This is a genomic window from Nocardioides furvisabuli, from assembly GCF_021083185.1.
Classification (GTDB): domain Bacteria; phylum Actinomycetota; class Actinomycetes; order Propionibacteriales; family Nocardioidaceae; genus Nocardioides; species Nocardioides furvisabuli.
Map to the genome: position 1 here is coordinate 68,148 of NZ_JAIGQB010000003.1, position 13,961 is coordinate 82,108.

Genomic DNA, 13,961 nt, shown 5'->3' on the forward strand with positions numbered 1-13,961 from the left:
GGCCTGCCCCGTCCACGCGCGTCGCCATGACCCGGCACACGGGCGGGCTGCCCGCCACGGAGGCCTCGGGTCGTCCTCGATGTCGGGCGAACTCCTCAGGTGGCCCTCCCGACGGTCGATCAGTCCGGCGTGAACCTCATCGACGACCGCTTCGCGACCATGGAGCGCCTCTCGCTGGTGCTGTGGCGCGAGCGCGAGCTGCTCGAGGAGCTCCACTACCGCCTCGAGGTCGAGCAGCTGGTCCTGGCCAGCGGCCGCAGCCGCTGGTTGTCCCACGCCACCCGCGACATCGACTCGCTCCTGGGCACCGTCCGCGAGACCGAGGTCCTGCGAGCGGTGGCCGCGGACGAGGCCGCCGAGGCGGCGGGGATGAGCGCGAACCCGAGCCTGGCCGCGCTCGCCGAGGCCGCGGACGAGCCGTGGGGCACGATCCTCACCGAGCACCGCGAGGCGTTCGTGGCGCTCACCAGCGAGATCACCACGCTCGCCGACTCCAACAAGCACCTCATCTCGGCCGGCTACCGCTCCGCCCGCGAGACGCTGCTCTCCCTCGGGGACTCCGTCGACGGCTACGGCGCCGACGGCACCGCGACCGCCGACCCGCTGCGCAACCGGCTCGTGGACAGGAGCCTGTGAGGTGAGCGGCACCTTCGGCTCGATCAGCACCTCCGCCAGCGCCCTGCGCTACCACCAGGCGGTGATGGAGGTCGCCAGCGGCAACATCGCCAACGTGACCACGGACGGCTACGCCCGCCGTCGCGTGGTCGGCGTCGCCGCGGGCGCCCCCGCCCAGCCGGCGATGTGGAGCCGCTACGACGGCCACGGAGACGGCGTACGCATCGGGTCGGTGGACCGCCTCGTCGACCCGCTGCTCGACTCACGCGCGCGGCGCGAGCACGGCACCCGGTCCTACCTCGACACCCGCGCCGCGGCCCTGGCCCGCGTCGAGGCCTCGCTCGGCGAGCCCGCGGGGGACGGCATCTCCAGCGCGCTCACCGGCGTGCGCAAGGCCTGGCACGACCTGGCCAACAACCCCGACTCCCCCGCCGTGCGCACGCAGGTGCTGGCGACGTCGCGGACCCTCGTCGAGGCGGTGGCTGCGCAACGCCGCACCGTGGAGACCGAAAAGGCCGACCAGCGGATGGGGTTGCTCGCCGACGTGGGCGAGACCAACACGCTCGCCGTCGAGCTCGCGGCGACCAACGAGGCGATCACCGCGGCACGGCTCTCCGGCAACGACCCCTCGGGACTGCTGGACGCCCGTGACCAGCTGGCGCTGCGCCTGGCCCAGCTCACCGGCGGCACCGCCGTGGAGAACGGTCAGGGCGGGCTCGACGTCACCGTCGGCGGCGTCGCGCTGGTCGCCGGCAACCGGGCCGGACGCCTGGACGTGACGTCCGGGATCAACCCCGACGGCACTGCCGACGGGCTCCCGCTGGGCCTGGCGGTCACCCCGCCGGTCGGCGCGACCACCGCCGTCGCCGGGCTGCGGGGCGAGGTCGGCGGCAGTGCCGAGCTCATCAGCGCCACCCTTCCCCGCTTGCGCGCGGACATCGAGGCCGTCGCCCAGGCGCTGGCCGACGCGGTGAACGCCGCCCACCAGGCGGGCTTCGACGCCACGGGCGCCGCCGGGCAGCCGTTCTTCGCCGTCGACCCGGCCGCCCCCGGTGGCCCGCTCGTGCTCCTCCTCGACGACCCGGCCACCGTGGCGGCCTCCGGCACGGGTGGCGGGCCGAACCTCGACGGCGGCAACGCGACCGCCGTCGCCGACGCGCTCGGCGGACCCGAGCAGGGCTACCAGCGATTCGTCACGGTCCTCGGCAGCGAGGTCGCCTCGGTCCGACGGCTCGCGACCACCCAGCACAACCTCACCCAGCAGGTCGACGGCGCACGCGACCAGCTGTCCGGGGTCAACCTCGACGAGGAGATGGTGACGATGATGCAGGCGCAGCGCGCCTACGAGGCAGCAGCCCGGGTCATGACCACCCTGGACTCGGTGCTCGACACCCTCATCAACCGCACCGGGCTGGTGCGCTGATGGCCGCGATCGGCCGCGTCACCCAGTCGATGCTGACGGACCGCTCCATGGCGCGGCTCCAGGGCAGCCTGTCGCGCCTGGCCGAGATCCAGGAGCACCTGTCGACCGGCCGGGTCCTCAACCGGGCCTCCGACGACCCCGCGGGTGCTGCCACCGCGATGCGCCTGCGCTCCGCGATCGCCGCCCAGCAGCAGCACGTCCGCAACGCCGACGACGGCGCGGCGCGTCTCGCCACGCTCGACAGCGTGCTCGGCACCGCGACCGATCTCGTACGCCGCGCGCGCGAGCTCGCCCAGCAGGGCATCAGCGGCGCCGCGGGCCCGCAGGCCCGCGAGGCCCTGGCCGCCGAGATCGACCAGCTGCGCGCCTCGCTGCTCTCCACGGCCAACACGACCTACCTCGACCGACCGGTGCTGGGTGGCACGACGATCGGCGCGAACGCCTTCGCCGAGGCGGCCGGGGTGGTCACCTTCGCCGGCGACACCGGGTCGGTGCGACGTACGGTCGGCGACGGTGTCGTCGTCGACGTGGCCGTGACGGGCCCGGCCGCCTTCGGCGCCGACGGCGACAACGTCTTCGACCACCTCACCGCGCTCTCCGCGGCCCTGCGGGCGGGGGACGTGACCGGCATCGAGGCCGGGCTGACGTCGCTGGCCACCGACGGTGAGCGCGTCGTCGCCGCCCGCGCCGACGTCGGCACCCGCGCCCTGCGCATCGAGCAGGCCGCGGCCCGGGCCGCGGACGCCGAGCTGTCGCTGACCGGCTCGCTCGCGGAGATCGAGAACGCCGACCTGCCCCGCACGATGGTGGACCTCAAGATGCAGGAGGTGGCCTACCAGGCCTCCCTGGCAGCTACGGCCCGCGTGCTCCAGCCGAGCCTGATGGACTTTCTGCGATGATCGCCACGATGGAGACCACGACCCTGACCGGTGCGCCCGAGATCCCGGTGATCGAGCTCGCGCAGCCGTTGCCCGGCTTCCCCGGACGCGAGCGTTTCGCCCTGGTGCAGGTGGACGACGACGGTGTGCTGTGCAGCCTCGCCTCGCTCGACGACCCGGGCCTGCGCTTCCTGGTCGTGCCCCCCGCGCCGTTCTTCCCCGACTACTCCCCCGAGGTCGACGAGTCCGTGCTCGGCGAGCTCGGCTCGACGTCGGTCGACGACCTCGTCGTGCTGTGCGTCCTGACCGCCGGCGACTCGCTGGCGAGCACGACGGCCAACCTCGCCGCGCCCGTGGTCCTCGACACCCGCACCCACCGCGCGGTGCAGGTCGTGCTCGACGACCCGGGCCTGTCGGTCGCCACACCGCTGCTCGCGTGAGCGTGCCCCACCCCCCTCGGGTAGCGTGACGCCATGCTGGTCGTGAGCCGCCGTGCGGGTGAGAGCATCGTCATCGGCGACGACATCACCGTCTCCGTGCTCGAGGTGCGCGGGGACGTCGTCCGGATCGGCATCGACGCGCCCCGCTCGGTCGCGGTCCACCGGGAGGAGCTGCTCGCGCAGCTGGCGCAGTCCAACCAGGACGCCGCCTCGCCGACCGATGACACGGTCGACTCCCTGCTCACGGCGATCCGCGACCGCGCCCAGGACTCCTGACCGCCACGCGCACGAGACGTCAGCCCGCGCGCGAGCGGGCGTGGCGCTGCTGCGAGGCCAGCACCGCCGCCTGCGTGCGGCGCTGCACCCCGAGCTTGGCGAGCAGGCTGGTGACGTGGTTCTTCACCGTCTTCTCCGCGAGGTAGAGCCGCTCCCCGATCTCCTTGTTGGTCAGGCCCTCCGCGATCAGGTCCAGGATCCGCGACTCGACATCGGTGAGCCGCGTGGGCCCGTCCTCGCCGCCACCGCGGATCCGCTCGATCACGCGCATCGCGACGACGGGGTCGACCAGGGAGCGGCCCTGGCGGAGGGCCCGGATGTTGTCGACCAGGACGTTCGCGTCGACCTGCTTGAGGACGTAGCCGCCCGCACCGGCCAGGATCGCGTTCACCAATGCCTCGTCGTCGTCGTAGCTGGTGAGGATCAGCGCCCGGATCGACGGGTCGACCGAGCGCACCTGACGGCACACGTCGATGCCGTGGCCGTCGGGCAGCCGGCCGTCGAGCACGGCGACGTCGGGTCTCAGCTCCAGGATCTGGGGAATCGCCTCCGCGACCGTCCCCGCCTCGCCGACCACGTCGACGTCGTCCTCGAGCTCGAGGAGCGCGCGCAGCCCTCGACGCACCACCGTGTGGTCGTCGAGGAGGTAGACGCGGATCGCGCCGTGTCCAGTCGTGTCAGCCACACCAACCCCTTCCCGAGGACTCCAGCCTAGTTGGCGCTCAGGAGCGCTCGAGCAGGAACAGCGGGATCAACCGGTCGGTCTTCTCGGCGTACGACGCGTAGGTCGGCCACGTGGCCACGGCGTGCTGCCACCAGTCCTCGCGCTCCGCGCCCTCGAGCTCGCGCACGCGGTAGGTGTGCTTCTCCGCGCCGTCCTGGAGCTCGACCTCCGGGTGGGCGACGAAGTTGTGGTACCACTCCGGGTTGTCCGGGGCGCCGCCCTTGGACGCGACCGCGAGGTAGGCGCCGTCGCGCTCGACGCGCATCACAGGATTCTTCCGGAGATGGCCCGACTTCGCGCCGACGGAGGTGACGACGACGATCGGGTAGTCGGTGTTCGGGAGCGTGCCCGACTTCTCGCCGTCGGTCGCCTCGTACTCCTCGACCTGGTCGCGGACCCACTCGGACGTGCTCGGGACATAGGTGCCAGTCAGTGCCATGACTGCCACAACACCGCTGGCGGCGACGATCTTCCAGGCCGGCCGGGGTAGTCCACCGGGAAGTGGCGGATGGTCCACCGGGAAATGGTCGGCGGCACGCGGTCCCTGCGACCATCGGCCGGTGAACTACCCTCCGACTCCATGAGTGCGATCGAGGGCGTCAGCGAGATCTTCGACCCCGAGGCCTGGGTCGTCGTCCCCGGCTTCGAGGACCTGACGGACCTGACCTACCACCGGGCCCGCGCGCACGGCACGGTCCGGATCGCCTTCGACCGCCCCGACGTGCTCAACGCCTTCCGCCCGCACACCGTCGACGAGCTGCTGCGCACGCTGGAGCACGCGCGGCAGTCGGCCGACGTCGGCTGCGTGATCCTCACGGGCAACGGCCCGAGCGCGAAGAACGGCAAGTGGGCCTTCTGCACCGGCGGCGACCAGCGCATCCGCGGGCGGGCCGGCTACCAGTACGAGACCGACGGGCACACGGACGCGGGCGCCGAGCCCCACCCCATCGACAAGGCGAAGCTCGCACGCCTGCACATCCTCGAGTGCCAGCGGCTGATCCGCTTCATGCCCAAGGTCGTCATCTGCGTCGTGCCCGGCTGGGCCGCCGGCGGCGGGCACAGCCTGCACGCTGTCGCCGACCTCACCCTGGCCAGTCGCGAGCACGCCCGCTTCAAGCAGACCGACGCCGACGTCGGCTCCTTCGACGGCGGCTACGGCTCGGCCTACCTCGCCCGCCAGGTCGGCCAGAAGTTCGCCCGCGAGATCTTCTTCCTCGGAGACGAGTACGACGCCGAGACCATGCACCGCATGGGCGCGGTCAACCGCGTCGTCGACCATGCCGACCTCGAGCGCGAGGCGCTGGAGTGGGGCCGCAAGATCAACGGCAAGTCACCCACTGCGCAGCGGATGCTCAAGTACTCCTTCAACCTCCTCGACGACGGCCTCGTCGGCCAGCAGCTCTTCGCCGGCGAGACCACCCGGCTTGCCTACATGACCGACGAGGCGCAGGAGGGTCGCGACCAGTTCCTGGAGAAGCGCGAGCCCGACTGGTCGCCCTACCCCTGGTACTACTGAGCCCGGCATGATGACGCCGTGAAGATCGACCTCACGGTCGCCGCGATCCCGGCGTTCATCGGCGCGATGGCGGCGGAGTACGCCTGGCAGCGCTCGCACCCGGTCGAGCCCGGCACCCGCGCGGGCGACTACCAGCTGGCCGACACCGTCGCGAGCCTCAGCATGGGGCTCGGCAGCCTCGCCGCGCCCTACGTCGCGCGCCGCCTGCTGGACCCGGTCACCCCCGGCGTCGGCCGGCACGGCCGGACGCTGCTCGCGATCGGCGCCGCGGCTGCGGTGCTGACCACGGTCGGCGACGTCGTACGCCGCCGGGTGCGCGACGGCGCGCTGCCCGCCCCGCAGACGGTGCCCGCCGACGTGCGCGAGGTCCAGGAGGAGCTGGCGACGATCCGGCAGGCGCCGGCGACCCGGGCGGACCGTACGCCGCTCGCGCTCCGGCGCGTCCACGGCGGGCTCGCCGTCAGCGCGGTCGCGTCGACGGCACTGATCACCTCGACGACCTGGGCGGCGATGACGTCGGGCAAGCGGCTCCACGCCCGATCACCGCTCGACCTCGGCAACGGGCGCTGGGCGCTCGCGGCAGCGGTCCTCGGCTGGGACTTCATCTACTACTGGAACCACCGGCTCAGCCACGAGAGCCGCTGGCTGTGGGCGGTCCACTCGGTGCACCACTCCAGCGAGCGCTACAACCTCTCGACCGCCCTGCGGCAGCCGGTCGCCGAGGGCGTGACGCTCACCGTGCCCTACGGCCTGCTCGCGCTGGCTGGCGTACGGCCTGCGCTCATCGAGCAGGCGCGCGGGATCAACCTGATCTACCAGTTCTGGATCCACACCGAGGCCATCCAGCGCCTCGGGTGGGTGGAGAAGGTCCTCAACACCCCCTCGCACCACCGGGTGCACCACGGCTCCAACCGCGACTACCTCGACCGCAACCACGGGAGCATCCTCATCCTCTGGGACCGCCTCTTCGGCACCTTCGAGGAGGAGGACGAGCCGGTCGTCTACGGCCTGACCTCCAACATCGACACCTTCGACCCGGTGCGGATCGCGACCCACGAGTGGCGCGACATCGCCGCCGACGTCGCCGCTGCGGACTCCTGGCACGACCGCTGGTCGTTCCTGCTGCGACCACCGGGATGGGCCTACTCCCGCCGCGCAGCGGCAGGCGTCGCCTGATCGGCGGGGGAGTCGGGGCAGCGACCTAGGCTGGCACCATGACGGCCACCCTCGACCCCGCGACGGCCGACGAGGTCTACACCGCCGACGTCGAGCCGCGTCGGCGCGACCGACTCGGCCGGGTCGCCGCGGGAGCGCTCGACCTGTGGTGCGCGATGGCCGGGGGTCGCTTCGACCTGACCAACGAAGGTGTCGTCGTCGTCCGGCGCCGACGCGACGGCGGGCTCGAGCTCCGCGTGCCGGCCGGTGGACCCGAGGCCGCCGCCGTCCTCCTCGAGGTGGTCCGACACCAGCTGGAGACGCTGACGCCCGAGGAGTTCCGCGACGCCTGGGGTATCGACTGAGACCTCAGCTCGTCGCCAGGCTCCGGTTGTCGATCTCGGGGTAGTGGCGCCGGATGTGGACCTTGCGCTCGAGCTCGGCGATGATCGCGGGAGCGAAGTTGACGTCGTAGAGCGCCTGCGTGCTGCCGAGGCCACCGGGGCTGAAGACGTTGATCTCCATCAGCTTGTCACCGACGATGTCGAGGCCGACGAGGAACATCCCGTCGCTGACGAGCTTGGGCCGCACGACCTCGACCATCTCGAGCATCGCGTCGGTGACGGTGACCTTCTCGGCCTTGCCGCCGGCGGACATGTTGGAGCGGATGTCCTTGGTCTTGTTGGTGCGGCGGAAGGCGGCGTACTCCCCCTGGTGCACCAGCGGCTGGCCGTTCATCACGAACATGCGTACGTCGCCGTTGACCGCCTCCGGGAGGTACTCCTGCGCCACGACGTAGCCGTCGCGCGAGATGGCCTCGATGATCTGGGTGAGGTTCGGCGCCTCCTTGCGGTCGACGAGGAAGACGCCGGCGCCGCCCGAGCCCTGCAGCGGCTTGAGGACCGCCTTGCCGCCGAGGTCGGAGATGAACTCCTCGATCATGTCCTCGTCGCGCGAGATCAACGTGCGGGGACGCACGACCTCGGGGAAGTGCTGGAAGTAGGCCTTCGACAGCGCGTTGGCGAGGCTGGTCGGGTCGTTGACCACGAGCACGCCGCTGGAGGCGATGAGCTGGCCGAAGGCGACGCCGGCGTTGTTGCGCCACGGGTCCGACTCGGCGTCGTCGGCCGGGTCGTTGCGCAACATCACCACGTCGAACTCCTCGAGGCCGAGCAGCTGCTCGACCTCGGGCTTCTGGACGTCGGAGAGGTGGCGCTCGAGGGAGCGGTACGACTTCGCGTCGCCGGCACGGGCCTTGGTGCTGAGCGAGCCGTCGGGCAGGTAGGCGAAGTCCCCGATGCCCATGTACCACGCCTCGTGGCCCATCTCCTTGGCAGCCAGGGCGAGGCGGTTGGTGGTGTACTCCGCCTTCTCCGTCTCGATGTCGTTGACGACGAATCCGATCTTCATGCGTGTCCCTCCAGGAGTGTCGCGAGATCCTCGGTCCCGGCCGCGCGGGCCAGGTTGGCGTGGGTCGCCGGGTCGTCCAGGTAGCGCGGCAGCACCCGGGGCGGGCGCAGCACGCCGCGGTCCTCCAGGTCGCCGATGAGCGGCAGGTCGCGCAGCGAGAACTTGCCCAGCCAGAGCTGGTCGAGCGAGCCGTCGGCGCCGAGGTGCTCGAGCAGCTCGACGAGGCCGCGCAGGTAGATGGCGTCCTTGGTCATCCCACCGGAGCGGTAGACCCGCATCACGGTCGTCCATGCGCTGCCCTGGGGGAAGCCGTCGGCGACCAGCGCCTCGTGCGCCTCGGCGAAGCTCGCGCCGCCGATCATCCGGTGCACGGTCACGACGCGGCTGGCGAGCTGGCGCAGCCGGAAGGCCGTCAGGCCGCCGCACGCGATCTCGGCGAGGACCGCGAGGCCCTCCTGGGTCTCGTCGTAGCCGGCCAGCCCCACACCGAGCACCTTGATGGGCTGGTGGCTGCCGTTGGCCTGGGTGACGAGGTGGGTGCCGACCTCGTGGTGGAGCAGCGCCTGGGCCCGGGCGCGCTGCACCTTGGTGTCAGGCCCGATGAGCAGGGTGTCGCCGGAGACCATCACGCCGTTGACGTCAGCGCGGATCTCGGCGTGCATGTCGAGGTCGGGGTCGTCGGCGCGGTAGTGGGCGATCTCGTCCTCGGCCAGGGCGAGGAACTCCTCGGCGTCGAACGCCTCGTCGCCTGCCTCGGTGCGGGTGATGCCCGCGAGCAACGTCTCGGCCTGCGCGCGCAGCGAGGGAGACACCGCGCCGTAGAGCTCCACGCTCAGCGGCAGGAAGTCGACGGTGTCGCGCGCCACGAGCATGTCGAGCTGGAGCTCCATCTCGCGGTGCTTGGCGCGCAGGAGCTGGCCCAGCACCGGGTCCTCGACCTCGCCGACGTCGATCGCGTCCAGCTCGGCGCGGACGACGTCGGGGTCGGTGTCGAGCTCACGGTAGGTGAACCCGGGGTCGGGCTCACGGCCCTCGAGGAAGTCGTCGCGCAGGTCGTCGGCGTCGACCGGCGTGACCTCGAGGAGGAAGCGAAAGCTCTGCGACAGCAGGGCGAGACGGTGGTCGACCGCGAGGTCGGCGGCGCTCACCCCGGCGTCGCCACCGCTCACCGCAGCCTCCCCAGCTCCTCGTGGAGCCCGGGCAGTGTGGCCGCGAGGCCTTCCTGCGCGTGCCGCAGCCGCTCCTCGTCGAGCTCGCCGGACCACTCGTCCATGAAGGTCTTCTTGAACTCCAGGGCCAGCACGCACCCGACCCGGGGATAGCGGTCGTGCACCCACCACGCGAGATTGCGGCCCTCGAAGGCGACGTTCTCGCGGGCGTCGAGGGGACCGCAGCCGAGCGAGGCGTCGCGCAGGTCGCCCATGAAGCGCTCCACCAGCGGACCGAAGAGGTCGTGGTCGAGGCTGCCGGTGCCGACGTTGACCTCGGGGTTGTCCGACGCCGGCGCGGGCGGGGCGCCGGCACCGTCGCGGCGGTGGTTGTAGGAGTGCACGTCGAGGAGCACGAACGGACCCCGCTCGGCCAGCGCGTCGAGCCGCGGCGCGAGGGCGTCGTAGAAGGCGTCGTACGTCTCGAGGCTGCCCTCGAACAGCTCGTCGGACAGCACGCCGTCGCGCCACACCTCCAGGCCCCAGCAGTCCTCGGGCCGGCGGTAGACCGCTTCGCGCCGAGGGCGGTTGAGGTCGGCCTCGAAGCGCGATCGAGTGGTCACCACCCGGTCGGGCACGACCGCGGCGATGCGGTCGGTGTGGGGGTCCTCCTCGCGGAACCGCTCGGTCTCGTCGAGCACCATCGCCGCGGCGATGTCCGGGCGCAGCTCGTGCCCGGCGTGCACCGAGGTCGCCACCACGGGCCCGCTCCAGTCTCCGACGAACGCGACGGCGTCCGACGTCCCTCCCGAGGTCGTCATGGTCGCCTGTCTACCGGAGTCCCGGGCCACGGTGCACACCTCGCGCCCCCCTAGGGGTGGGGGCTGGTAGTAATGGACGGGTGCGCGTCGTGGTCCTCACCGGTGCCGGCATCTCCGCCGAGAGCGGGTTGTCGACCTTCCGCGACTCCGGCGGGCTGTGGGAGGGCCACGACCCGATGCAGGTGGCCACCCCCGAGGCGTACGCCGACGACCCCGGGCTCGTGCAGCGCTTCTACGACGAGCGGCGCGCGGCGCTCCCGAGGGTCCGCCCCAACGCGGCCCATCACGCGCTCGTGCGACTCGAGGACGCGCTCGGCGACGACCTGCTCGTCGTCACCCAGAACGTCGACGACCTCCACGAGCGGGCCGGGTCGCGGCGGGTGCACCACATCCACGGTCGGCTGCGCTCGGCGTGGTGCACGACCTGCGACGCGCGCCACGGGTGGGACGGGCCGCTGCGCCACGAGCCACCGTGCCCGACCTGCGAGGAGGCCACGCTGCGACCCGACATCGTCTGGTTCGGCGAGATCCCCTACGGCATGGACGTGGTGGAGCAGGCGCTGTGGGACTGCGACCTCTTCGTCTCCATCGGCACCTCCGGCGTCGTCTACCCCGCCGCGGCCTTCGTGCACTGGGCGCGCGGCGCGACCCTCGAGCTCAACCTCGAGCCGAGCGCGGGCGCCACGGACTTCGCGGAGTCGCGCCACGGTCCGGCCACCCGTCTGGTCCCCGCGTGGGTGGACGAGCTGCTCGTCTGACCTCCCCCGGGGACTTGGTCAGTTCGCCTGCGCACGACGCTGCCGCGTGATGTGATCGATCGGCTCGTCACCAGGGAGACATCATGCGCAGGATCCGGCTCCACCAGGTCGTCGTCGCGCTGTCCGTGGCGTGCGTCGCCACCGGGTGCAGCGTCTACGACGACCTGACCACCTCCGACTTCGCCAAGCAGGACGGCGACGCGATCGTCGCCGCTGCCAGCGAGGCGATGCTGGACGTGCAGAGCATGCGCATCACCGGGCAGGCGCGCTCGAGGGGCAACCAGTTCTTCATCGACCTCCGGCTGGACCGTGAGGACAACTGCACCGGGACGGTCCGACTCGGTGGCAGCAACATCGACATCCGCCGGGTGGGCGACCGCGTCTGGCTCAAGGGGGAGTCCGGTGCCTACAACCGGTTGAGCAGCACCCCGCTGCCCCGCCACCTCCTCGAGAAGCTGAGCACGACCTGGGTGCTCTTCGAGGACGACAAGGAGATGCGCAGGCTCTGCGACCTCGAGGACCTGCTCCGTTCCTTCGAGGTCGTCGACCTCGTCGAGTCCGACGGGAGTCGCGGCCAGGGCCAGGGCGAGGGCAAGGGCGCGGGCAAGGGCAAGGGCCGGGGCCGCGCGGACGACCTCTCCGGCGACGTGCCGACCACCGCGGGTGACGAGACCAGCGAGGACGGACAGAAGGTGGTCCGGCTCAGCGGAAGCCCCGGGGGCCAGCACGAGGAGCTGGCCTGGGTGCGCAGCGAGGCCCCGCACCACGTCGTACGCCTCGAGTCGACCTCGACCCAGGACGGCGGGGCGATCGCGTTCTCGGAGTTCGACGAGGAGTTCGAGGTCGCGGTCCCCGAGGACGAGGACGTCATGCGCCCCTAGTCGCCGGTGCGCCAGCTCGCCGCGCCGCGCGGCGTGGGGGTGCGGGGCGTGGGCTCAGGCGACAGCGGGCGGAAGTGCAGGCGTACGGCCGTGCCGCGCCCGAGCGTCGAGTCGACGTCCACGGATCCACCGTGGCGCTGCATGATCTCGCGCACGATGCCCAGGCCCAGACCGGTCCCGGGACGCAGCAACGCCTCCTCGTTGGTGGAGCGGAAGAGCGGCGTGAAGAGCGTGGCCTGGTCGGCCTCGGAGATGCCGATGCCCTCGTCCTTGCACACGAACGACAGGCCGCCGTCGGCGCGGCGTTCGATGCCGAGCCAGATCTCGTCACCCTGGTCGGAGTACTTCACGGCGTTGTCGACCAGGTTGGTGATCGCACTGGCGATCTCGCGCGGATCGGCGAGCACGACGGCCTCGCGGGTGTCACCGACCAGGTGGAGCATGATGCCGCGGCGCTCGGCCACGGCCGTCATCGACGCCAGCGTCTCCTCCACGATCGGCAGCAGGTCGATGCGCCGCATCGAGGGCGGGTGCTGCGGGTCGCTGACCCGCGACAGCATCCCCAGGCCCTGGAGCAGGTCGCCGAGCCGATCGCTCCCGCGCAGGATCGCCTGCGCCCGCCGGCGGTCGCGCTCGTCGACGAAGTCGCTGGTCGCCAGGAACTCCGCGTTGGCGGAGATGACCGTCATCGGGTTGTTGATCTCGTGGGTGAGCTCGCGCAGGAAGCGGTGTCGCGACTCCTCGAGGTCGCGCAGCTCGGTCAGCAGCCGGCGCTCGCGCTGGGTGGCGTACGCGTTGGCGATGGCGCGGCCCAGGTCGTGGCCGAGCTCGAGCACGGCGACGCCCTCGCCGTCGGTCCAGCGCCGCGACCCGGTGCGGCGCGCGCACATCAGCATGCCGAGCACCTCGTCGTCGACCCCGACCGGCGCGACGACGACCGCCTCGAACCCGGCGGCGTTCAGTGCGTTGCTGAACCACGGCGCGTAGGTGTCCAGCTCGGCGTCGCCCCACACGCTCTCGGGCTCGATGACGAGCACGTACTGGCCTTCCCACGCCCGCGCCGCGGCTGCGTCGAGGGCGCGACGCACCTCGGGCGCCATCTGGAGGCCGAGGCTGTCGAGGACGTCGGTGTCCTGGTCGATGAAGACGCGGATCTCGAGCTCGTCGACCGACAGCGCACCCAGGAGGGTCGAGCGGGCCTCGCGCAGGAGGTGTCCGACGTCGTGGCGCGCGGGATCCGACCGGGCCAGGCGGCGCGTGGCATGGATGACGCGCATGTGGTCGGCGTACTCCTCGCGCTCGATGGCGGTCAGCACCGAGTTGAGCGTCATCGACAGCTCGTCGGAGATCTCCAGGAGCCGCTCCTTGTCGGGACGGCGCCCGTCGACGGGGACGTCGAGGTAGACCAGGGCGCGCAGGTCGCCACGCTCGTCGAGGATGCGGGCGACCAGCATGTCCATCGGGTGCCAGTCGCCCACCTCGCCCGTGACCGGGATGTCGGGGATGACGATGACGCCGTCCATCTCGTCGCGCATCTCGTCGGAGAAGCTCTCCTCGGGGACCCAGATGAAGAGCCCGAACGGCTCACCCGCGGCGAAGATCTGCTGCATGTCGGACAGCCGGGATGCGGTGCCGAGGCGAACCTCGGCGTTGGTGAGGTCGCCGTAGATGGCGACGAACTCCAGCAGGCCCTTGGGGCGGACGACCTCGATCGCGCACACGCGGAAGCCGGCACGGGTGGCGGCGTCGCGGGCGAGGGCGTGCATCAGCGCACGCGCACGCGCGTTGCCCCAGCTCAGGTCGCGCGTCCTGCGCTCACCCGACCCACCCTTGTCCATGACCCACTCGCCCTCCCACCCACCATGGGGATGGTAGGCGGGCGACGGTGACTCCGGAAGTTTTTGCGCAGGTCTTGA

Annotated in this window: 16 protein-coding genes; 10 read left to right on the top strand and 6 right to left on the bottom strand. The window is 71.9% G+C overall.

What is annotated here, in order from left to right:
* The first annotated feature begins 129 nt into the window (after positions 1–129).
* Genes flgN through csrA form a run of 5 tightly spaced genes read left to right on the top strand, consistent with a single transcriptional unit; the run spans position 130 to position 3,632 of the window.
* Complete coding sequence (gene flgN / locus K4G59_RS06690; protein WP_231250198.1) at positions 130–636, top strand: flagellar export chaperone FlgN; 507 nt, start codon at positions 130–132, stop codon at positions 634–636.
* Position 637: 1 nt separating this feature from the next.
* Positions 638–2,038 (top strand): flagellar hook-associated protein FlgK, encoded by a 1,401-nt coding sequence (gene flgK / locus K4G59_RS06695; RefSeq protein WP_231250199.1) that lies wholly within the window; start codon positions 638–640, stop codon positions 2,036–2,038.
* Complete coding sequence (gene flgL, locus K4G59_RS06700) at positions 2,038–2,937, top strand: flagellar hook-associated protein FlgL (RefSeq protein WP_231250200.1); 900 nt, start codon at positions 2,038–2,040, stop codon at positions 2,935–2,937. The genes flgK and flgL overlap by 1 nt, the downstream gene beginning before the upstream one ends.
* 8 nt (positions 2,938–2,945) lie before the next feature.
* A complete protein-coding gene (gene fliW, locus K4G59_RS06705) occupies positions 2,946–3,356 on the top strand; it encodes a flagellar assembly protein FliW (RefSeq protein WP_231250201.1) in 411 nt (136 codons plus the stop codon).
* Between the two features lie 33 nt (positions 3,357–3,389).
* Entirely contained in the window at positions 3,390–3,632 is a 243-nt protein-coding gene (gene csrA / locus K4G59_RS19930; RefSeq protein ID WP_269209786.1) for a carbon storage regulator CsrA, read from the top strand.
* Between the two features lie 19 nt (positions 3,633–3,651).
* Here csrA and K4G59_RS06715 read toward each other — a convergent pair whose 3' ends face one another.
* Both K4G59_RS06715 and K4G59_RS06720 read right to left on the bottom strand, forming a co-directional pair.
* A complete protein-coding gene (locus tag K4G59_RS06715) occupies positions 3,652–4,317 on the bottom strand; it encodes a response regulator (protein WP_231250202.1) in 666 nt (221 codons plus the stop codon).
* Positions 4,318–4,354: 37 nt separating this feature from the next.
* Positions 4,355–4,795 carry a nitroreductase family deazaflavin-dependent oxidoreductase gene (locus tag K4G59_RS06720; protein WP_231250203.1) on the bottom strand — a complete coding sequence of 147 codons (441 nt, stop codon included), beginning with the start codon at positions 4,793–4,795 and terminating at the stop codon, positions 4,355–4,357.
* A 141-nt stretch (positions 4,796–4,936) separates the two neighbouring features.
* On the opposite strand from K4G59_RS06720, the gene K4G59_RS06725 reads away from it, so the two are divergent.
* From K4G59_RS06725 to K4G59_RS06735, 3 genes are read left to right on the top strand one after another with little or no spacing between them, the layout of a single operon-like run.
* A complete protein-coding gene (locus K4G59_RS06725; protein ID WP_231250204.1) occupies positions 4,937–5,872 on the top strand; it encodes a 1,4-dihydroxy-2-naphthoyl-CoA synthase in 936 nt (311 codons plus the stop codon).
* An 18-nt stretch (positions 5,873–5,890) separates the two neighbouring features.
* Entirely contained in the window at positions 5,891–7,048 is a 1,158-nt protein-coding gene (locus K4G59_RS20410; protein WP_231250205.1) for a sterol desaturase family protein, read from the top strand.
* A gap of 38 nt (positions 7,049–7,086) precedes the next feature.
* Positions 7,087–7,392, top strand: coding sequence for a hypothetical protein (locus K4G59_RS06735; RefSeq protein WP_231250206.1), 306 nt, complete (start codon positions 7,087–7,089; stop codon positions 7,390–7,392).
* Between the two features lie 4 nt (positions 7,393–7,396).
* Here K4G59_RS06735 and K4G59_RS06740 read toward each other — a convergent pair whose 3' ends face one another.
* Genes K4G59_RS06740 through K4G59_RS06750 form a run of 3 tightly spaced genes read right to left on the bottom strand, consistent with a single transcriptional unit; the run spans position 7,397 to position 10,406 of the window.
* Positions 7,397–8,437: a glutathione synthetase gene (locus K4G59_RS06740; RefSeq protein ID WP_231250207.1), complete on the bottom strand. Its 1,041-nt coding sequence runs from the start codon at positions 8,435–8,437 to the stop codon at positions 7,397–7,399.
* Positions 8,434–9,606 (bottom strand): peptidase MATCAP family protein, encoded by a 1,173-nt coding sequence (locus tag K4G59_RS06745; protein WP_231250208.1) that lies wholly within the window; start codon positions 9,604–9,606, stop codon positions 8,434–8,436. The genes K4G59_RS06740 and K4G59_RS06745 overlap by 4 nt, the downstream gene beginning before the upstream one ends.
* Positions 9,603–10,406, bottom strand: coding sequence for an N-formylglutamate amidohydrolase (locus K4G59_RS06750; protein WP_231250209.1), 804 nt, complete (start codon positions 10,404–10,406; stop codon positions 9,603–9,605). The genes K4G59_RS06745 and K4G59_RS06750 overlap by 4 nt, the downstream gene beginning before the upstream one ends.
* A gap of 80 nt (positions 10,407–10,486) precedes the next feature.
* On the opposite strand from K4G59_RS06750, the gene K4G59_RS06755 reads away from it, so the two are divergent.
* A complete protein-coding gene (locus tag K4G59_RS06755; protein WP_231250210.1) occupies positions 10,487–11,164 on the top strand; it encodes an NAD-dependent deacylase in 678 nt (225 codons plus the stop codon).
* Positions 11,165–11,247: 83 nt separating this feature from the next.
* Positions 11,248–12,045 (top strand): hypothetical protein, encoded by a 798-nt coding sequence (locus K4G59_RS06760; RefSeq protein WP_231250211.1) that lies wholly within the window; start codon positions 11,248–11,250, stop codon positions 12,043–12,045.
* Here K4G59_RS06760 and K4G59_RS06765 read toward each other — a convergent pair.
* Positions 12,042–13,883, bottom strand: coding sequence for a sensor histidine kinase (locus K4G59_RS06765; protein WP_231250212.1), 1,842 nt, complete (start codon positions 13,881–13,883; stop codon positions 12,042–12,044). The genes K4G59_RS06760 and K4G59_RS06765 overlap by 4 nt on opposite strands.
* Positions 13,884–13,961 lie beyond the last annotated feature (78 nt).